Raw genomic sequence first — 19,559 nt, forward strand, 5'->3', positions numbered from 1 at the left:
CAGGACGAGAAGTTTATGCTGAGCGCAGTCGAAGTAAGTCCAGTTCCCGCTACTAAGTAAGAAGACTTCACTATAAATGTGAGGTCTTTTTTTTTGAATATATCTTTTCAGAACAGGACGAGAAGTTTATGCTGAGCGCAGTCGAAGTAAGTCCTGTTCCCGCTACTAAATAAGAAGACTTCACTATAACTGAGAGGTCTATTTTTTTATTTATATCTTTTCAGAACAGGGCGAGGAGTTTATGCTGAGCGCAGTCGAAATAAGTCCTGTTCCCGCTACTGAGTAAGAAGACTTCACTATAACTGTGAGGTCTTTTTTCTTCGACATATATATATTTATTTCTCCCAATAATCTAGATTTAATTATATTCCAAAATTGTATATGTAATTTATAGAATTTTGATCTTTATTAAATAAAATAACAATGAAATTAACTGAAGGGCAGTATTCATTAGATATATTGGGTAATGATTTTCAACAAATCACCCTAGCACTAGAGAGTGATTATGAAGGTGAAGTAGTTGCTACTATAATTCGCAAGAAGTCGCTGGTAAAGTCTTCTAAGGCTGTATTGTACATTCACGGTTTTAATGACTACTTCTTTCAAAGTGAAATGGCAAATCTCTTTACTAGTAAGGGATTTAATTTCTATGCGCTAGATTTAAGAAAGTATGGTCGTTCGTTTTTGAGTCACCAAAAGTTAAATAATGTACGCTCCCTTGAGGAGTATGACGAGGAGATTGATAAAGCTTTGCGGCTTATTCATTTAGAAAAAAATTCCAGAGTGGTTTTATTGGGGCACTCTACAGGTGGTTTGATAGTAACGAACTATGCCGCAAGATATTTAAACAGTAGCTTATTTCATTGTGTAATTTGTAACAGTCCCTTTTATGAATTTAATCTTAATTCATTTGAAAGAAATATAGGTATACCCATTCTATCATTTTTAGGGAAATATATGCCCAACAAGAAAATTTCCAGTGGTCTATCTAAGTTTTACGGTTATAGTTTACATAAAGATATGTATGGTGAATGGAGCTACAACTTAAACTGGAAACCTCACCAAATACCCAAGGTAAGTTTAAGTTTTATTAGAGCTATACACAATGGCCATAAAAATATTCAGAACCACTTAAAATTGGATGTTCCGTTGCTAGTAATGCATAGCGATAAAACTATTTATGAAAAAAAGTGGACGGAAAATTTTATGCATGGGGATGCTGTGTTAAATGTTCAACACATCGAATATTATGCTAAGAAGATTAAAGGTGACGTTACAACTTACACGATAAATAACGGAATGCACGATTTATTCCTTTCTGAATTAGCTGTAAGAAGGCTTGCATTTAAAACTTTATTTGATTGGCTTAAAACGAAGATAGATTAAAAAAAGAAGATCATCCATATAGATGATCCTCTAGAATTTGGGGGGATAATGTGGGTTAATTACTTTAATAGTTCCATTTTAATCGCTTGCAACCAATTTAAAATCAGATTGTTGTAGCTAAACTTTTTATTAAAAATTAAAAAAACTTTAATGTAATGTTTAATTTTTAATTAAGCATAAGAAATCTTTAATACCCTAATATGTCCAATATTTTCTTTTTAACCTTTTCAGTTGAAGGAATCATTGTTTCTTCAAGTGTTGAGTTTAAAGGAATTGCAGGCATATTTTCTGAACCAATTAGCATTACTGGTGCATCTAAATTTTGAAAGCATTCTTCTTGTATTCTTCCTTGAAGTCCTCTACTGAATCCATTATCTGATGGTTCTTCTGTTACAACTAGACATTTACCACATTTTTTAACCGATTTAAAAACTGTCTCATAATCTAAAGGGTGAAGGGTTCTAAGATCTACAACTTCAATTTTATCCTGCATTCCAAGTTCCTCAGAAGCGTTTATTGCCCAATGCACTCCCATTCCATAGGTTATTATTGAAAGAGTTTCTTCATCTTCTTGCTTCCAAATTTCTTGTAAAACCCAAGCCTTTCCAAATGGTAATATATAATCTTCTGCAGGTAACACCGAAGTAGCAGCTTTTGTTCCTTTCACTTTACTCCAATAAAGCCCTTTATGCTCAAAAATTACAACAGGGTTTGGATCGTAATAAGCCGCTTTTAAAAGACCTTTAAGATCTGCTCCATTACTTGGATAGGCTATTTTTAATCCGCGTATATTTGTAACGATACTTTCAACTGACGATGAATGATAAGGCCCACCACTACCATAAGCTCCAATTGGAACACGTAATACCATTGAAACAGGCCATTTTCCTTCCGAAAGGTAACAACTACGACTAACTTCAGTAAATAACTGATTTAGCCCGGGCCAAATATAATCGGCAAACTGAACTTCAACGAACGGTTTTAAACCTACGGCACTCATTCCAACTGTACTACCAACTATAAAAGCTTCTTGAATAGGCGTGTTAAAAACGCGGTTGTCGCCAAACTTTTCAGCTAAAGTAGCAGCTTCACGGAAAACACCTCCCAATCGCCTTCCCACGTCTTGGCCATATAACAAGGATTCTGGATGCTTGCGCATAATTTCCTCAATGGCAGATAGCGCACAATCCACCATCACTACCTTTTCGGCACCTTTCGGGCTTCTATCTCCAACTTCTTCGGTGATTTCGGTTGGTGCAAAATCGTGAGTAAATAAATCTTCCGGTGTCGGGTCTTCTGCTTTAAAAGCTTTTTCTAACGCCTTTTTGACTTCGCTTTTAACTTCGCTCTCTATTTCGTCTAATTCTTTTTGTTCAAACCCTTTATCAAGCAATAGTTTTACCATTTTCGGGTATGGATCACGAGTCCTAGCTTCGTCTAAATCGTCGCGATAAAATTCCATTCTTACACCTGAAGTATGGTGATTTAATAATGGGACTTTTGCGTGTACTAAAAATGGTCTGCGCTCAGTTCTTATTTTTGAAATTACATCTTGAAGTGTGTTATAACTCTCTTCAAAATCAGTTCCGTCGATAGTTACCGCCTCTAGTCCATTAAAACCTTTTGCATACTCATAAGCATTTTGAGCTCTTGTTTCAGCTGCGTTTGCTGAAATATCCCAGCCATTGTCCTGAACCAAGTATAGTATGGGTAGCTTCTTTAAAACAGCCATTTGGAAGGCTTCAGCAACTTCGCCTTCAGTAACAGAAGCATCGCCTAAACTACAAATTACAATAGGGGCATCTAATTCTGAATTTTTAGTTTTAAATTCTGAATTAAAAGACTCCTTATACCAAAACCCTAAAGCTACCCCAGTCGCAGGTATTGCTTGCATACCTGTAGCAGAACTCTGATGAGGAATTTTAGGCTTATCGTCGTCTTTTAAGCTTGGATGAGAGTAATAAGTTCGCCCACCTGAAAAAGGATCGTCTTTTTTAGCTAAAACCTGAAGCATTAACTCGTAAGGTGTCATTCCAATAGATAGCAAGATCGAATCATCTCTGTAGTAAGGAAAAACATAATCTTGCGGTAAGAGCTGCATTCCTGCAGCTATTTGTATCACCTCGTGCCCACGCGAAGTTGCATGAACGTATTTTGAAACCGTCTTAAAATTCTCCTCATAAATCTCAGTCATTTCTTTTGCAGTAACGAGAGTTTTAAAGGCTTTTTTAAGGGTTTCTTTATTTATTTTATTAACCATCGATTCACGATTTTTAAAATTGTTCTGAGACCTAACAAGTTATTTAAAATTGTTAGCTCTAATTTTTAAATTAATTCTTTCTTTTATCTTTTTCTTTGTCATTTTGAAGGATGCTCGTTACTCGCGATAACCCTTGTCAAAATGCTTGTCGCTAGCTTGCCTAAATAGTCTTGACTACAATTCTCTATTTATATCAAATTTCTCCATATAGTCGGCAATTCTTCTTAAAAATGAACCAGCTAAATATCCATCAACTATTCTATGGTCGAATGAAAGAGAGAGGTACATCATATGGCGAATTTCAATAGTATCTCCCGATTCTCTTTCCATAACCTCAGCACGCTTTTTAATAATTCCTGTAGCCAAAATTGCTGCTTCGGGTTGATTAATTATTGGTGTGCCCATTAAACTGCCAAAAGTTCCAACATTACTAATAGTAAAAGTACTTCCTTTGGTGTCGTCACCTTTTAACTTATTGTCTCGAGCTTTCCCTGCTAATTCGTTCGTGGCTGCAGCTAACTCTTTCAAACTTTTTTTGTCAGCATTTTTTACCACGGGAACGATTAAGTTACCAGTAGGTAGGGCAGTTGCCATTCCAATATTTATATCCTCTTTTACAATTACATTTTTCCCATCTAAAGATGAATTTATCATCGGGAAATCGGCAATTGCATTGGCTACACATTCAATAAATAACGGGGTGAATGTAAGCTTTTCATTGTATTTTTTCTGAAATGGAATTTTGTTTTCATTTCGCCACTTTACCATATCGGTAAGATCGGCTTCCACGTAAGCAGTAACGTGTGGAGATGTATGTTTAGAAAAAACCATATGGTCGGCAATCATTTGACGCATCCGATCCATTTCTACTATTTTCCCTTTGCCTTTGTCAAATTTTAAATCTGGCACCTGAAACCCTGTAGGCTCTGAAACTGGTTGTGCAAACTTAAACGGACGTCCGCTTGCAATATACGCTGTAACATCACTCTTGCGTAAGCGACCATCTTTTCCGGTTCCAGGAATTCGTGCTAACTCTTCATAGCTAATATGATGCTTTCTAGCAATACTATCAACCAAAGGTGAAATGAAAAGGTTTTCATTTACTATAAATGATTTTGCTGGTGAGCTTTTACTAGGCTTCGCAATTTTTTCTTTTGAAGCTGAACTAGTACTACTGCGCTGAGTAACCTTATTTTTTGAAGGTGATGATGAGGTTTTTGAATCTGATTTTTCTAAACCTTCACTATCTGAAAGTTCTAAAATAGCTATAACTTCTCCGATTGGAACTACATCTCCATTGCTGAATTTTTGTTCAATTAACTTTCCAGAAGCTACTGCAGGGACTTCATTATCCACTTTATCTGTAGCTACTTCTAAAAGTACTTCTCCTTTTTCAAAAAACTCACCAACGTTTACGTGCCATTCAATTATGGTTCCTTCGGTAATGCTTTCACCCATTTTGGGCATTCTAAATTCCTGCTTCGGCATATTTTATTTTTTAAGAATTTCGTAAGTCAATGATACGGTTTAATTTACCTCCTTCACTTTTAGGGATTGCCCCATAACAATTTAAGGTCACCTTAATACTCAATCCTACTTTATCTTTTATATTTTTTTTCAATTGATTAGACATAGAAGCTAATGCTGAATTCTTCATAACCTCATCTTCTTTGAATCCACCCCCTAAACCTAACTTAATTTGAAAGTCTGAGTTGGTTTCAACTTTAACCTCTACTTGATCTGTTAAACCATTTTTGGTGACAATTAGCTGATAGTTTGGTGCTAATTCTTTATACTCCTGAAAAACTTCTTCAATTTGAGTGTGAAATAAATTTACACCTCTAATAATAAGCATATCATCCGAACGTCCTTTAATTTGTCCCATTTTAATATGAGTTCTAGACATGCTATGGTCATAAGACAGACTGCAAATGTCATTTGTCCAATACCTCAAAAAAGGCATAGCTTCTTTTGTAAGTGTGGTAAATACTAACACACCTTCTTCTCCATAAGGAAGAGGTTCACCTGTATCCTTATCTACAATTTCAGGAAAGAAATGATCTTCCCAAACATAACTTCCTGTGCCTTGCTCATTATAGGCTTCCTGTGAAACTCCAGGACCTATAATTTCACTCAGACCATAAATATTAGTTGCTTTTACTCCTAATGAAGCTTCTATGTCACTTCTTATAGCTTCCGTCCAAGGTTCAGCTCCTAAAATAGCATATTTTAAATTAAGGTCGGATACTTTTAAGTTCCTTTTTTCTAATTCAAAAGCAATTGTTTGGGCATAAGATGGGGTGCAGCAAATTACTTCAGGCTGAAAATCTTGTAATAACGTAATTTGTCTATCTGTCATTCCCACTGAAACAGGTATTACAGACATCCCTAATTTTTCTGCTCCATAGTGAATTCCTATCCCGCCAGTAAATAGGCCATAACCATAGCTGTTATGCATTTTCATTCCAGACTTTGCACCTCCAGCAGCCAAAGAGCGAGCTACAACTTCTGAGAAAATATCTAAGTCGTTTTTAGTATAAGCTACCACCGTAGGTTTTCCGGTAGTACCACTTGAGCAATGAATACGCGCTAATTGGTTTTCAGGTACCGTTAAAAATCCAAAAGGATACTGATCTCTTAAATCTGTTTTTTTGGTAAAAGGAAGCTTGTGGATATCATTAATCGATTTTATTGATGAAACATCAATTCCTGATTCATCAAAAAGGTTTTTATAAAACGGAACGGTTTTATATACTCTGTTTACGAGATTCACTAGACGTTCACTTTGTAGCTTCCTAAGCTTTTCAAGAGAAAGTGTCTCAATTTCTTTATTATACATTACTATTTTTTTCTAAAATCTTGAAGCGTTTTATAAAAATCCTCTTGTACAGGTCTGTTTTTTGGAATTTTGCGTAAGGGTTCAACCTCCTTTAAACTTTTGTGACAATCGGTTGGTAATTGTTGATACAATCTTGTTCCCGCAGTTTTCCATGCAATCATATCATCTGATATATCTTTTATAGCTTTAGCTGGATTTCCTACAATCAATTTTCTTTTGGGAAATTTTTCTTCTGCTTTTACAAAACTCATAGCACCAACGATACATTCGTCACCAATTTCAGCATCGTCCATTATAACACTGTTCATTCCTATCAAGCAATTCCTGCCTAAATTGGCGCCGTGAATAACTGCGCCATGGCCTACATGAGCGCCTTCTTTTAAAACAATACTCTTACCTGGAAACATATGAACTGTACAGTTTTCTTGTACATTCACTCCGTCTTCCAAAATTATTTCACCCCAGTCTCCACGTATTGCAGCACCTGGTCCAATATAGCAGTTTTTACCAATAATTACATTCCCTGTTACAGCAGCCAGTGGATGAACATAACTAGACTCATGAATTACTGGAATATGGCCTTTAAATGAATAGATCATAATTTAGTTTTTAGAGAGGAATGATGTGAGCGCTTCGCTTTGTTAAGTGAACCATCTTATTTGTTTTTTTAAATGTCGTATTAATGATGAAATCGTTTTACCTAATTCCGTTAATCGTTTTCTGTTTTCTTCATCTGTTTCAAAGCTAATGTATTGTCTTAATCAAGCTTTAGTGGATGCAGCCACATATTCATGAGAAAGATGGCAGGCCATTTTTAAATAACGCCTAAAAATCATATCGGTACTACCGGAACCTTCGGCAATATTAAAAGCAATTGAGTCTGCTGCGCGAATAAATTGAGATGATAGTTTATAAATTTTGTGACTTTGAAATGTTTCTACTTGCTTGTTTACAAACTCACCAAAGTCTATAGCCTTTTGATAAACTTGTAGGTCGTCAAATTTAAAATGATATTGACCTTCCATAATTATAAGTTCTGAAACTTATTTATCTCATCACTCAAAAAAAAGCTAACTTTTTGCGCTCACCACTACCAACTACAATCTATTACTTAAACCTTTTCAATGTTTCTTTCGTGAAATCGCTTAAGACCAATCTTCCTGAAATTACTGCTCTTTCAGCTAATAGTTCATCCCAATCTTCGGTGCCGGTCCAAAAAACTTTTTTCATTTCTTTCATTGCCTCAGGGTTATACTTGCATAGGTTTTCAGCAAACTTTTGAACAGCTTCATCCATTTCTTCAGTAGAGTCGTAAACTTGATTGTACAATCCTTTTTGTTTTGCCCATTCGGCGTCGTAAAAAGAATTTGCGTCAATGGCTATTTGACTAAACCCACTTGTTCCTAATTTTCTTTCAACAGCTGGACCAACTACAAATGGACCAATACCAACGTTAAGTTCACTCAATTTAATTGCAGCAAATTTTGTTGCCATACAGTAATCCGTTGCCGATGCAACGCCAACGCCACCACCAACAGTCTTTCCTTGAATTCTTCCTATAATAAACTTAGGACATTTGCGCATTGCATTAATTACATTGGCGAAACCACTAAAAAATACTTTACCTGTTTCGGCATCGTTGATGCTGATTAATTCATTGAAACTCGCACCTGCACAAAAAGTTCTGTCGCCACCACTTTTTAATATGATAACTTTCACCATATCATCATTCCCGACTTCGGTAATAGTATTTGCAAGTTTTGCCAATAAATCACCTGGTAAGCTGTTATGTGCTGGGTGAAAAAATTCGATGGTTGCAATTTCGTTTTGAGTGCTGTGTTTTACGTATGCTTCATTCATATTATTTCGCTTTTTATGCGGATTTTCGTTTGGTTACAATTTATTTAAAATAAAAGACTTTTCCATTTCAAATGATCTTTTTAACCATTCAAAAGGCTTGCAAAAACTTGGGTCTTTTCTAGCCTTACAAAATAAATCAACTTTTTATAAATTTAAAGCCTAATTGAGTTTTAATGACGTAGATTTTAATCGAACATTTGGAAATATTTTCAAAAAACATATTTGTTTTACTTTTTTAAAATACGTCACCTTAAAATGCTTAGCACTTATATCTTTGCTAAAAAATTCTATGCTTAAGAAGCTTAAGATTGATTCATTTGTAATTGCAATTGTAGTTAGCATTATTCTTGCCTACTTTTTTCCTCAACTTGCAGCATCTAGCAGCCCTATGCCTATGGGATTGATTAGTAGTATTGGAATTTCTTTTATTTTCTTTTTTTATGGCTTGAGTTTGAATTCTGAAGCAATTAAAAATGGGCTGAAAAACTGGAAATTACACCTTGCCGTTCAGAGTTCTACATTTGTCCTTTTTCCACTTTTAATACTGCCGTTTTACCCGTTTTTTAAAGATTCGGATTACGAACTGCTCTGGTTAGCCTTTTTATTTATGGCGGCTTTACCATCTACGGTATCTTCATCAGTTGTGATGGTGTCTATGGCTAAAGGAAATTTACCTGCAGCAATTTTTAATGCAAGCATATCGGGAATTATCGGGATAGTTTTAACACCGCTTTGGATGATGCCATTTATAAGTCAAACAGATGTTGCTTTCGATTTTTCTTCAATTTATATTCAGTTGATTACAGAAATTTTAATCCCATTAATACTGGGACTTTTACTGCGTAAGTTTTTCGGAGCTTGGGCACAACGGCATAAAAGACAGCTGAGCTTATTCGATAAGTTTGTTATTTTGCTGATAATTTATAAAAGTTTCGTCCAATCTTTTGAAGATGAAATTTTTTCAAGCGTAAGTGTTTTAGAAATGGGGGTAATGGTAATCTTGGTCTTACTTCTGTTCTATATTGTATACTCCCTAACAGGGTGGTTTGGAAAACTGCTTAACTTGAATCACGCCGACAGAATTACAAATCAATTTTGTGGTACTAAGAAATCTTTAGTCCACGGAACAGTATTTTCGGAAGCGCTTTTTGGGCAGACTACTATAATTGGAATAGTCCTATTACCGCTAATGTTCTATCACGCGTTTCAGATATTAATTATTAGTGTAATTGCAACTAAGAAAGGGAAAGAAAACATTGCGAAAGCTTAGTAACGAATAGGGAATTCATTTTACTTAAATTTATCCTAAAGCTCATAGAAACAGTTAAGTAAATTTTGTAGTTTTCATAAAAATTATAATTTATGAGTCTACTTCCTGATCAATACGACAAATATATTCGTTTCTTTAAATTTATGATGAAGTATTGGAATAGTGATGTATTTTCCTATACCGAAGAAAAAATGGCCAATACTGAGACGGAGATTGAAACTGAAAGTTTTGACCATTCTCCTGAAGAACTTGCCGATGATTTAAAAAGTATGGGGCCTACGTATGTAAAACTTGGTCAATTACTTTCAACTCGTCCAGACTTATTACCCTCTCCATTTTTAGACGCCTTAGCGACACTTCAGGATGAAGTTGAGATTGTAGATTACCAAGAAATCGAAACAATATTTAAAGAAGAGTTAGGAGTACGTATTTCTAAAGCATTCGCATCTTTCGAGAAAGAACCTTTGGCAAGTGCTTCTATTGGTCAAGTTCATCGTGCGGTCCTTCACTCAGGAAAAATTGTTGCCGTAAAAGTACAACGTCCAGGGATTCGGAAGCGATTTATTGAGGATTTAGATACATTGATGGCTATTTCGGAAAAGCTTGAAACTTATAGTGAAATGGGACGCAATTATGCCATTCACAGTGTAATTGAAGAACTTCGATATGTATTGTTGAAGGAGCTAGACTATACTTTAGAAGCTCAAAACTTGGCTACCTTAAAAAAGAATTTAGCTGAATTTGAACACATGTTCATTCCTGCTCCAATATTGGATTATTGCTCTTCCAAGGTGCTTACAATGGAATTTGTTGAAGGAGGGAAAATCACAAAGGTTTCACCTTTAAAACGTCTCGACATTTCATTTGAACCATTGGTGGATGAATTGGTAAAAAGCTATTTAAAACAAATTATAGTGGATGGATTTGCCCACGCCGATCCACATCCAGGAAATGTTTATTTGACGCCAGAAAATAAAATTGCGCTCATGGATTTGGGAATGGTAGCCAAGTTCAGCAATGAAATGCAAGAAATCATTTTAAAATTGATGATTGGCTTAAGTAATTACGATGGTTCTAGGGTTGCAGATATACTTTTAAGTATCAGCGAATACGATGATAAGAAGGATGTATCCAATTTCAAAAAAGATGTAATTCGCAAAACTCAAGAAAATGAAAATGCTCGGGCCAAAGATTTGCAAACGGGTAGGGTCTTGATAAAAATGAACCAAATGGCTGCAAAAGAAGGTATTCATATTCCCGTAGAACTGAATATTCTAGGAAAGATTCTACTCAATCTAGACCAAATTGTGGCATATCTAGCACCCAAATACGATGTGCAGCAAACCGTGAAAGATTATGTTCAGCTTTTGATGCAGCAGCGAATGAAGGAAAATTTAAAACCAGAAAATTTAATGGAGGTATTTCTGGAAATGAAAGAGCTAACAGAAAATTTACCTTATCGATTAAATAAATTCTCAGAACTTCTAGCGGATAATAAGATGAAAATTCAAGTCGATGCTATTGATGAACAACGATTCACGGGTGCATTTCAGAAAGTGGCCAATAGAATTACAGCCGGACTTATCATCGCAGCTTTAATTATTGGAGCAGCAATGTTGGTAAGAGTTCCAAGTTCATGGACAATTGCCGGTTATCCAGGATTTGCATTTATACTGTTTATAATTGCGGCAATTATAGGGCTTTACCTGCTATATGAAATTCTACTAAAAGATGAGAGTAAAAAGGAAAAGTAGATGTTTTGAAATTTAAAATGGTCCCTTAAAACTAAGAGACCATTTTAAATTTAATAGAGTATATCTAGATAATTAAATCAACCCAAACTGTTCAAAATGGTGGTTGAGGTGCTTTCTTTCTAATAGATAAGATTCATATTTATTCAATTCACCGAAAACCATATTTTTTAGTACAGCATCAGGGTTTTCTTTGAAAAAAGCAGTGTATTCTTCTCTTGCTTCAAAAAATTTTTCCTTAGCAGTTGATAAATCCGGATGTTTTAAATCTTCCAGCTCTCCCTTTTTCATAGTAGGGAATTGTGAGTTTTGAGGGAACTTTTCATAATTATAAAGACTGTTTCTTACTTTCTCTACAATCTTTTCAGGAGTTACAATTTCAAAATCTTGAATTTGCCCTCCAAGAACTTTATACGATTCTTCTAAATGCTCCAGCATATGTTGAGGTGTCATAATACCCCATTTAGGCTTATCATTCTCAGTTAATTTGTTTACTAATTCCTGAATTTTCTCTTCAGTCATTTCAACAAAAACCTCTTGTTTCTTTTGAACCATCGTTAAAATTGTCGCTACTGCAACTAATTCATCTTCGGCGTCAAAAACTTCAACAAACCACTTTACTATACCACTTGGATGTTCTGCAGAAGCTACATCGCGATCAACCTTTTGCTTACACGTTAGTCGAACATAGATAGTGTCATTATGGTATAAAGGACGCAGGAATCTACAATCTTCTAGTCCATAGTTTGCAGCTACTGGGCCCTTATTAGGATAAACAAATAGACCTGCTGCTGCTGCAATAATGAAGTAGCCATGAGCTGTTCGTTTTTCGAAAATACTTCCATCTAGCGAAGTGATATCCGTATGAGCATAAAAATGATCCCAAGTAAGATTCGCAAAGCTTATAATGTCTGAATCCGTAAGTGTTCGCTTGTGAGTTTTAAGCGACATACCTGGTTTTATGTCTTCCCAGTGATATGCAAATGGATGTTTATCTGCTTCCTTGTAATCTGCATTTGCTTGGTATATTCCTGTGATTTCAGTTAATGTTGTTGGGGAACCTTGAATGGCTGTACGTTGTAAATAATGCTTAATACCTCGCATTCCACCCATTTCTTCACCTCCACCAGCACGTCCTGGACCGCCGTGAACTAAACTTGGTAGTGGTGAACCGTGTCCCGTACTTTCCTTGGCGCTTTCACGGTTTATTACTAAAATTCTACCGTGATGTGAAGCGGCATTTACTACGTAATCTTTAGCAATTTTATCATCATTGGTAGCGATAGATGAAACCAAAGAACCTTTCCCCATTTGAGCTAAGGTAATAGCCTCGTCTAAGTTCTTGTAAGGCATGATAGTGCTTACAGGTCCAAACGCCTCTGTTTCGTGAACAGATAAGTTTTTAAAAGGATTGTCTTCACGAAGTACAATTGGAGCTAAGAATGCTCCTTTTTTAGCATCAGCACCAATTACGTCAATTTTATCTAAGTCGCCATAAACTATACTTGCTGTTTTTGACAACTCTTGAACGCGTTCACGAACTTCTTGTACTTGGTCTAAACTTACCAAGGAGCCCATTCTTACTTCTTTTAGTCGTGGGTCGCCAATAGTTACTTTTGAAAGTGCTTTTCCAAGTGCTATTTGTACATCTTCAACTAAGTTTTCGGGAACAATAACACGACGAATAGCAGTACATTTTTGACCACATTTTACGGTCATTTCATTGCGTACTTCTTTTATAAAAAGATCGAATTCTGGGGTTCCAGGAATGGCATCTTCTCCTAAAATTGAAGCGTTTAACGAATCGGCTTCCATTGTAAAAGGAACCGCTTCCTCGATAATTCTAGGATGTGCTTTTAACATACGTCCAGTAGATGCGGAACCTGTAAATGTAACAACATCCTGCGATTCCACGGTGTCTAATATAGTTCTTGCAGATCCTGTGATAAGTTGTAGAGCGCCTTCAGGAAGTATTCCAGAAGCAATAATTTCTCGAACAACTGCTTCTGTTAAGAATGAAGTATTGGTTGCAGGCTTAACTACAGCAGGTACACCTGCCATCCAGTTTACCGCACACTTTTCTAACATTCCCCAAACTGGGAAGTTAAAAGCATTAATGTGTACTGCAACTCCACGTTTTGGCACCATAATATGATGCGCCATAAAGCGTCCGCCACGAGAAAGATCTATTGGGTCTCCTTCAACGTGATAAGATTGATTAGGGAAAAGTTTTCTAAGAGAAGCATTAGCGAATAAGTTTCCAAATCCTCCTTCAATATCTATCCAGCTATCAATCTTTGTAGCTCCAGTTCTATAGCTTATTTCATAAAAATCGGTTTTCTTTTTTACGAGGTGAAGTGCTAAGGATTTTAGCATATTTCCACGCTCTTGAAAAGTCATTTTACGAAGTACTTCTCCACCTTTTGTTCTTCCGTAATGAAGAATTTCACCAAAATCAAGTCCTTCAGTATCTGAAAGGGCAATTACTTCACCGGTAATGGCGTCGTGCATAGGAACACCTTCACCTTTACCTTGAATCCATTGTCCTGTAACGTAATTATGTAATTTTTTCATTATAATTTTTTTAAGTAATTCACTTTTTAAGTGAAAAACAATTTTTTAAACTCGCTCGATTACCGCAGCATAACCTTGCCCAACTCCAATACACATCGTAACCAAGGCGTATCTCTTGTTTTGTTCTTTTAATTCTAAGGCTGCTGAATAAGTAGTTCTAGCTCCTGTTACTCCAAGTGGGTGGCCAATGGCAATTGCACCTCCATTTGGGTTTAATCTTGGGTCATCATCTTTCAATCCCCATGCTCGAGTACAAGCTAATGCTTGCGCAGCAAAAGCTTCGTTTAGCTCGATAATATCCATATCATCCATAGTTAATCCTGCCTTTTCTAAAGCCTTGTTAGAAGCTTCAACAGGACCAATACCCATAATTCTTGGTTCAACTCCAACCACAGCAGAACTTACGATTCTTGCTATTGGTTTAAGATTGTATTTTTTTACAGCGTTTTCTGATGCAATAATTGTTGCCGCTGCGCCATCATTTAATCCTGATGAATTTCCTGCTGTTACACTACCTCCTTCTTTTTTGAAAGCTGGACGTAGTTTTCCTAAAACTTCTAATGAGGTTGTAGGCTTTATAAATTCATCTTTTGAAAATAATATTGGATCTTTTTTGCGTTGTGGAATTTCAACGGTAACAATCTCTTTTGCTAATCTTCCATTTTCCTGTGCTTTAGTAGCTTTCTGCTGACTCCAAAGTGCAAATTTATCTTGGTCTTCTCTTGAGATATTATACATCTCTACAAGATTTTCAGCGGTATTTCCCATACCATCAGTACCGTATTGTTCTTGCATTTTTGGATTGATAAAACGCCATCCAAAACTTGAATCGTACATTTTAGAATCGTTTCCAAAAGCACTTGAAGGTTTAGCAATTACGTATGGCCCACGCGTCATATTTTCTACTCCTCCAGCAATAAATAAATCGCCATCTCCAGCTTTTATTGCTCTGTTTGCGTGAATAATTGCAGACAAACCTGAACTGCAAAGTCTATTAACCGTTTCGCCAGGTACGGTGAAAGGTAATCCCGCTAAAAGCGATGACATTCTAGCGACGTTTCGATTGTCTTCTCCCGCTTGATTGGCGCATCCCATGATAACATCGTCATAAGCATCGCTAGGTATATTTGGGTTTCTTTTTACTACTTCTTTAATCACGATAGCACCTAAATCGTCTGTGCGAACAGCAGATAAGGTTCCTTTGTAATTTCCTATTGGCGTTCTAATTCCGTCAATTATATATGCTTCCATTAAAGTTTTTGAATGTTAATTTAATAATTCTGCAAAGGTGTCTCCTTGTCTTACATCTCCAGTTTTAAAACCTTTCATAAACCAAGTCATGCGCTGCTCAGAGGTTCCGTGTGTAAAACTATCTGGAATAACACCGCCACGTGTTCTTTTTTGAATGGCGTCATCACCTACAGCATTTGCTGCGCTTAAGGCTTCCTCTATGTCACCTTCTTCCAAGTATTTTTGGTTGTAGTGAGCCCAAACCCCGGCATAGAAATCAGCTTGTAACTCTAAAGCAACCGAAAGTTTGTTGGCTTGTGCTTGACCTGCCTGACGTTGTAATTGTGTTACTTTACCAGAAGTTCCAAGTAAAGTTTGAACGTGATGTCCAATTTCGTGTGCAGTAACATAAGCGATGGCAAAGTCACCACCTTTTGCTCCAAAACGAGATTTTAATTCATTAAAGAATACTAAATCCATATAAACTTTTTGATCTGCTGGACAGTAAAATGGACCTGAAGCCGAACTAGCGTTCCCACATCCTGTTCTTACCGCATCGGTGAAAAGCACCATTTTGGGCTCTTGATAATTGCCTAAGTTATTCTCGTTAAAAATTTGTCGCCAAGCATCTTCAGTGTCGGCTAAAACAGTAGCCATAAAGTCGCCCATTTCCTTTTCTTGAGCAGTAAGTTCTCTTTGCTCAACTTGCTGTGAAGTTCGATTGTTTCCAATCTGTTCAACAATTGGAGCAAGTTGTTTACCTGTGTCGCCTCCAAAAAAGTTTAATGCCAACACTATAATAGTAACTACGATACCTCCGCCAGCAGCCATTTTTCCTTTACTCATCCCTCGTCGGTCCTCTAGGTTACCGCTCTTTCTTCTACCTTTCCATTTCATAATACCAACATTTAAAGTGTTTTTTTGAATTGTTTATTCAGGATCAGATACCCTAATAATCCGCCAATAATGGATGCTATAAAGATACCTATTTTGGCTTGTGTTTTATATTCTTCATGTGTAAATGCCAATTGAGTTATAAATAGAGACATTGTAAATCCGATGGCTGCTAATAGTGCTAAACCCGTAAGGCTTTTGAGATTCATTAATTTAGGAAAAGATGCGATATTTAATTTTACGGCAAGCCAACTGAAGCCAACTATTCCTAATACTTTTCCTACTAACAATCCTAATCCTACTCCAATTGCAACATTGGTGCTAAACAACTTATCTATTTCAATATTGAATACTGTAACCCCTGCATTTGCTAGTGCAAAAATTGGGAGTATTATAAAGTTTACGAATGGCGTCATCGCATGTTCTAACCTTTGAAGTGGTGGTATGGCTTTTTTGGTGTCCAAACTAACACGCTCAAGAATATGTAATTGTTTATTTGTGAGAGTTGGAATTAAATCGTCAGGATCAGTATTTTTAAATCTAAACAAATGCTTTTTAATCCTCGCCATATATATACTCTCTTTAATCCTCACATTGGCAGGAATCATAAAAGCAGCTAGAACTGCAGCGATGGTGGCGTGAATTCCCGATAAAATAAATGCCGTCCAAACACCTACAATACCTATTAATGCATAATATATTATACTACGCACTCCCATTCTATTTCCAATAAACATCAATAATAAAAATGCGAAACCGATAGCTAGATTTAAAAAGGAGATATTAGAAGTATAGAAAAATGCAATAACCAACACAGCTCCTAAATCATCTACAATGGCGAGAGCTGTTAAAAAAACTTTTATGGAAAGGGGGACTCTGTTTCCTAGTAGATATAAGACTCCTAAAGCTAAGGCTATATCTGTGGCCATTGGAATACCCCATCCACTATGAACTTCTCCTGTAGGGTTTAAGGCCAGGTAAATAGCAGCTGGAACTAACATTCCACCAATTGCAGCAGCAATGGGAAGCATAGCCTTTCGAATATTAGACAATTCTCCAGCGACAATTTCACGCTTTAATTCAAGACCTACCACAAAAAAGAAAATAGCCATTAATCCGTCGTTAATCCATTCGGATATACTGTATTCCAAATAAGGATTTCCATCAAAATAAAAACCAAATTCATGTTCAAAAAAATGATGATATTGTTGGTGAATTGGAGAATTAGCAAGAATAAAGGCGATTATAATGCTTATCCCCAAAACGAGGGCTCCAGATTTCTCTTCTTGCATTAATTTTGCAAAAGGTCTTTTTATTTTATCAATAGGATATTTTTTTACTTTCATCAGATTTAGGATTTCGAAAATTTTATCAAAACTATTTAATGCGTTTTATTAAATGGTTAAGTTTATATTAAAAAATAACAAACTTTTAGGTCTATAAATGAAGCGCTTATCTCGCTTTATTCTTGACTATCTAAATAATTCAAATGTCATTATTATATAGTCAAAATTAATGTGAATATTCGAAAATAATTAACTTTTTTTAACCTAAATAAGCAATCGTAAAATATATATCACTCTTCATATCAAACTGTCAAAAGCAGTATTTTCTAAAATATCAAGAAATTAAGGAACTGCAAAGAAAATATAAAATTATTCTATTCTTCAGTCCATTCTTTTGAAGTTCTATAGCCAACTCCTTTAAAAAGTGCAACTAACTCTTCTTCTCGTTTAATTTCAACAATATAAAAAGCTAGTTTGTTTTTCGTTCTCTCAATTACCGATTCCGCAATTATGTAATCTCCCTCTTCTAAGGCTTCAATATGATTAATAGAAGTCTCGATAGATACAGCGTATCTTCCTTGAGAGTTTGCCGCAAAGCCAAAAGCCGTATCTGCTAAAGAATATGAAATCCCTCCGTGAGCTTTTCCCATACTATTTAGCATATCTTTTCTAATACGCATACCAAGTTTGGCAAATCCTTTTTTAAGTTCTAAAATTTCAATTCCAAGCCAAGCGCTAAAAGGATCCAGAGAAAGCATTTTACTAGGAATATCTTCAGGATTCATTTTTGAACCAAAGGAATTATTATCTTTTTCAATCATATATTAGATTAAAATGAAACTAGCTAGATTTAATACAAAAATAGGACATTAAATATAGACATTTGTAAAATCTTATTATTTATGAAGATTAAGTAATTTTAACTCCTTATTTCATATCCTTTTTTCTATTAAACAATTATACTTTCACTTTACAAAACAGCGATATATGGCATCTCCAATTTCTTTGGCAATAAAACTTAAACCTACTGCTGAAAAGTTAGTTAAACAGGGGCATCCTTGGATATTTTCAGAAAGTATAGAAAAAATTAATAAACCAGGAAAAGCTGGAGATGTTGCTATACTTTTCGATCAAAGAAATAATAAAGTGTTTGGAATTGGACTTTACGACCCAGATTCTCCAATTCGAATAAAAATGATTTATCTAGGAGGTGGTACAAAGATAAATGAAGCGTTTTTTCAGAAGAAAATTTGTGAAGCGTACAGGGTTCGTAAACCATTATTAGAAACTGATACTAATGCATATCGTCTAATTTTTGGAGAAAACGATGGGCTTCCAGGTCTTATAGTGGATATTTATAATAATGTAGGAGTTGTAAAACTGTATTCGCCTATTTGGTTGCCATATCTTAAAATGCTAGTGCCTGCTATTGCTGAGGTAAGTCAAGTAGAAAGTTTGGTGCTTCGCCTAAGTAGAAACCTTCAAAAAATGAAAACTTCTTTTAAAGAAGGTGATGTACTTTACGGCAATTTTGATAATCACACGGTAACCTTCAAGGAGTATGGAGTAAACTTTCAAGCGGATCTTTTACTAGGACATAAAACAGGTTTTTTTCTGGATCACCGAGCAAATCGATATAGAGTGGGCCAGCTTGCTAAAGGCAAGACCGTACTCGACGTGTTTTCATATGCTGGTGGTTTTTCAGTTCATGCTTTAGCTGGGGGAGCGAAAGAAGTGACAAGTTTAGATTTTAGTAAACAGGCATTAGCCTTAGCACAACAGAACGCTAGTTTGAATAATCATACTGGTAAACATTTTATTTTGGCGGGGGATGCGTTTGAGCTTTTAAAAGAAATGGTAAACCATAATGAAAAGTTTGATATTGTGATAATCGATCCGCCATCTTTTGCAAAAAGTAAAAAGGAAATTGACGTTGCTAAAAAGAAATATGCTGAGTTAACCGCATTAGGGGTTAAATTGACCAGTAAGAATGGTTTATTGTTGTTAGCTTCTTGTTCTTCTCGAATTTCTGCAAATGAATTTTTAGATATTCATCGTGAAGAATTTAATCGGTTAAAAGTTACCTGGAAGTTAGAAGAATTTACGCAACACGATATCGATCACCCCATAGGTTTTGAAGAAGGGGCTTACCTAAAGTCTGGATATTATAGAATTTCTTAAAACGTAAGCCCGTCTATAAATACTATAA

The 19,559-nt window shown here is 35.6% G+C and carries 15 protein-coding genes; 4 read left to right on the forward strand and 11 right to left on the reverse strand.

Annotated features, from left to right (window positions below):
* Window positions 1-423: 423 nt before the first annotated feature.
* Complete coding sequence (locus tag K8344_RS12655) at window positions 424-1,386, forward strand: alpha/beta hydrolase (protein WP_237609051.1); 963 nt, start codon at window positions 424-426, stop codon at window positions 1,384-1,386.
* A gap of 187 nt (window positions 1,387-1,573) precedes the next feature.
* Here K8344_RS12655 and K8344_RS12660 read toward each other — a convergent pair whose 3' ends face one another.
* The 6 genes from K8344_RS12660 to K8344_RS12685 form a co-directional block, all read right to left on the reverse strand.
* Window positions 1,574-3,646, reverse strand: a complete 2,073-nt coding sequence (locus tag K8344_RS12660; protein ID WP_237609052.1) for an alpha-ketoacid dehydrogenase subunit alpha/beta — start codon at window positions 3,644-3,646, stop codon at window positions 1,574-1,576.
* A gap of 174 nt (window positions 3,647-3,820) precedes the next feature.
* On the reverse strand, window positions 3,821-5,134 hold the full coding sequence (locus tag K8344_RS12665; RefSeq protein ID WP_237609053.1) for a dihydrolipoamide acetyltransferase family protein: 1,314 nt from the start codon (window positions 5,132-5,134) through the stop codon (window positions 3,821-3,823).
* Between the two features lie 10 nt (window positions 5,135-5,144).
* Window positions 5,145-6,485 carry a phenylacetate--CoA ligase family protein gene (locus tag K8344_RS12670; protein ID WP_237609054.1) on the reverse strand — a complete coding sequence of 447 codons (1,341 nt, stop codon included), beginning with the start codon at window positions 6,483-6,485 and terminating at the stop codon, window positions 5,145-5,147.
* Between the two features lie 2 nt (window positions 6,486-6,487).
* A complete protein-coding gene (locus tag K8344_RS12675) occupies window positions 6,488-7,084 on the reverse strand; it encodes an acyltransferase (protein WP_237609055.1) in 597 nt (198 codons plus the stop codon).
* Window positions 7,085-7,246: 162 nt separating this feature from the next.
* Complete coding sequence (locus K8344_RS12680) at window positions 7,247-7,510, reverse strand: four helix bundle protein (RefSeq protein WP_237609056.1); 264 nt, start codon at window positions 7,508-7,510, stop codon at window positions 7,247-7,249.
* Window positions 7,511-7,592: 82 nt separating this feature from the next.
* A complete protein-coding gene (locus tag K8344_RS12685) occupies window positions 7,593-8,345 on the reverse strand; it encodes an enoyl-CoA hydratase/isomerase family protein (protein WP_237609057.1) in 753 nt (250 codons plus the stop codon).
* 289 nt (window positions 8,346-8,634) lie between these two features.
* Between K8344_RS12685 and K8344_RS12690 the strand changes: the two genes are divergently transcribed.
* Window positions 8,635-9,615 carry a bile acid:sodium symporter family protein gene (locus tag K8344_RS12690; protein WP_237609058.1) on the forward strand — a complete coding sequence of 327 codons (981 nt, stop codon included), beginning with the start codon at window positions 8,635-8,637 and terminating at the stop codon, window positions 9,613-9,615.
* A gap of 92 nt (window positions 9,616-9,707) precedes the next feature.
* A complete protein-coding gene (locus K8344_RS12695; RefSeq protein WP_237609059.1) occupies window positions 9,708-11,369 on the forward strand; it encodes an ABC1 kinase family protein in 1,662 nt (553 codons plus the stop codon).
* 72 nt (window positions 11,370-11,441) lie between these two features.
* Here the strand turns inward: K8344_RS12695 and paaZ are convergent, their stop codons facing one another.
* From paaZ to K8344_RS12720, 5 genes are all read right to left on the reverse strand, one after another.
* Window positions 11,442-13,940: a phenylacetic acid degradation bifunctional protein PaaZ gene (gene paaZ / locus K8344_RS12700; protein WP_237609060.1), complete on the reverse strand. Its 2,499-nt coding sequence runs from the start codon at window positions 13,938-13,940 to the stop codon at window positions 11,442-11,444.
* A gap of 45 nt (window positions 13,941-13,985) precedes the next feature.
* Entirely contained in the window at window positions 13,986-15,191 is a 1,206-nt protein-coding gene (gene pcaF / locus K8344_RS12705) for a 3-oxoadipyl-CoA thiolase (protein ID WP_139856624.1), read from the reverse strand.
* Window positions 15,192-15,206: 15 nt separating this feature from the next.
* Window positions 15,207-16,067, reverse strand: a complete 861-nt coding sequence (gene ypfJ / locus K8344_RS12710) for a KPN_02809 family neutral zinc metallopeptidase (protein ID WP_237609061.1) — start codon at window positions 16,065-16,067, stop codon at window positions 15,207-15,209.
* Between the two features lie 11 nt (window positions 16,068-16,078).
* On the reverse strand, window positions 16,079-17,413 hold the full coding sequence (nhaA, locus tag K8344_RS12715) for a Na+/H+ antiporter NhaA (RefSeq protein WP_420908355.1): 1,335 nt from the start codon (window positions 17,411-17,413) through the stop codon (window positions 16,079-16,081).
* A gap of 311 nt (window positions 17,414-17,724) precedes the next feature.
* Window positions 17,725-18,135 carry a PaaI family thioesterase gene (locus K8344_RS12720; RefSeq protein ID WP_237609089.1) on the reverse strand — a complete coding sequence of 137 codons (411 nt, stop codon included), beginning with the start codon at window positions 18,133-18,135 and terminating at the stop codon, window positions 17,725-17,727.
* A gap of 202 nt (window positions 18,136-18,337) precedes the next feature.
* On the opposite strand from K8344_RS12720, the gene K8344_RS12725 reads away from it, so the two are divergent.
* Complete coding sequence (locus K8344_RS12725) at window positions 18,338-19,531, forward strand: class I SAM-dependent rRNA methyltransferase (RefSeq protein WP_237609063.1); 1,194 nt, start codon at window positions 18,338-18,340, stop codon at window positions 19,529-19,531.
* Window positions 19,532-19,559: the final 28 nt, after the last annotated feature.

This window comes from Aequorivita xiaoshiensis, assembly GCF_022008395.1.
In the GTDB taxonomy this organism is placed as follows: Bacteria; Bacteroidota; Bacteroidia; order Flavobacteriales; family Flavobacteriaceae; genus Aequorivita; species Aequorivita xiaoshiensis.

Coding starts and splice junctions, on each gene's coding strand:
- K8344_RS12655 (WP_237609051.1), top strand. CDS start 424: ATGAAATTAACTGAAGGGCAGTATTCATTAGATATATTGGGTAATGAT.
- K8344_RS12660 (WP_237609052.1), bottom strand. CDS start 3,646: ATGGTTAATAAAATAAATAAAGAAACCCTTAAAAAAGCCTTTAAAACT.
- K8344_RS12665 (WP_237609053.1), bottom strand. CDS start 5,134: ATGCCGAAGCAGGAATTTAGAATGCCCAAAATGGGTGAAAGCATTACC.
- K8344_RS12670 (WP_237609054.1), bottom strand. CDS start 6,485: ATGTATAATAAAGAAATTGAGACACTTTCTCTTGAAAAGCTTAGGAAG.
- K8344_RS12675 (WP_237609055.1), bottom strand. CDS start 7,084: ATGATCTATTCATTTAAAGGCCATATTCCAGTAATTCATGAGTCTAGT.
- K8344_RS12680 (WP_237609056.1), bottom strand. CDS start 7,510: ATGGAAGGTCAATATCATTTTAAATTTGACGACCTACAAGTTTATCAA.
- K8344_RS12685 (WP_237609057.1), bottom strand. CDS start 8,345: ATGAATGAAGCATACGTAAAACACAGCACTCAAAACGAAATTGCAACC.
- K8344_RS12690 (WP_237609058.1), top strand. CDS start 8,635: ATGCTTAAGAAGCTTAAGATTGATTCATTTGTAATTGCAATTGTAGTT.
- K8344_RS12695 (WP_237609059.1), top strand. CDS start 9,708: ATGAGTCTACTTCCTGATCAATACGACAAATATATTCGTTTCTTTAAA.
- paaZ (WP_237609060.1), bottom strand. CDS start 13,940: ATGAAAAAATTACATAATTACGTTACAGGACAATGGATTCAAGGTAAA.
- pcaF (WP_139856624.1), bottom strand. CDS start 15,191: ATGGAAGCATATATAATTGACGGAATTAGAACGCCAATAGGAAATTAC.
- ypfJ (WP_237609061.1), bottom strand. CDS start 16,067: ATGAAATGGAAAGGTAGAAGAAAGAGCGGTAACCTAGAGGACCGACGA.
- K8344_RS12720 (WP_237609089.1), bottom strand. CDS start 18,135: ATGAATCCTGAAGATATTCCTAGTAAAATGCTTTCTCTGGATCCTTTT.
- K8344_RS12725 (WP_237609063.1), top strand. CDS start 18,338: ATGGCATCTCCAATTTCTTTGGCAATAAAACTTAAACCTACTGCTGAA.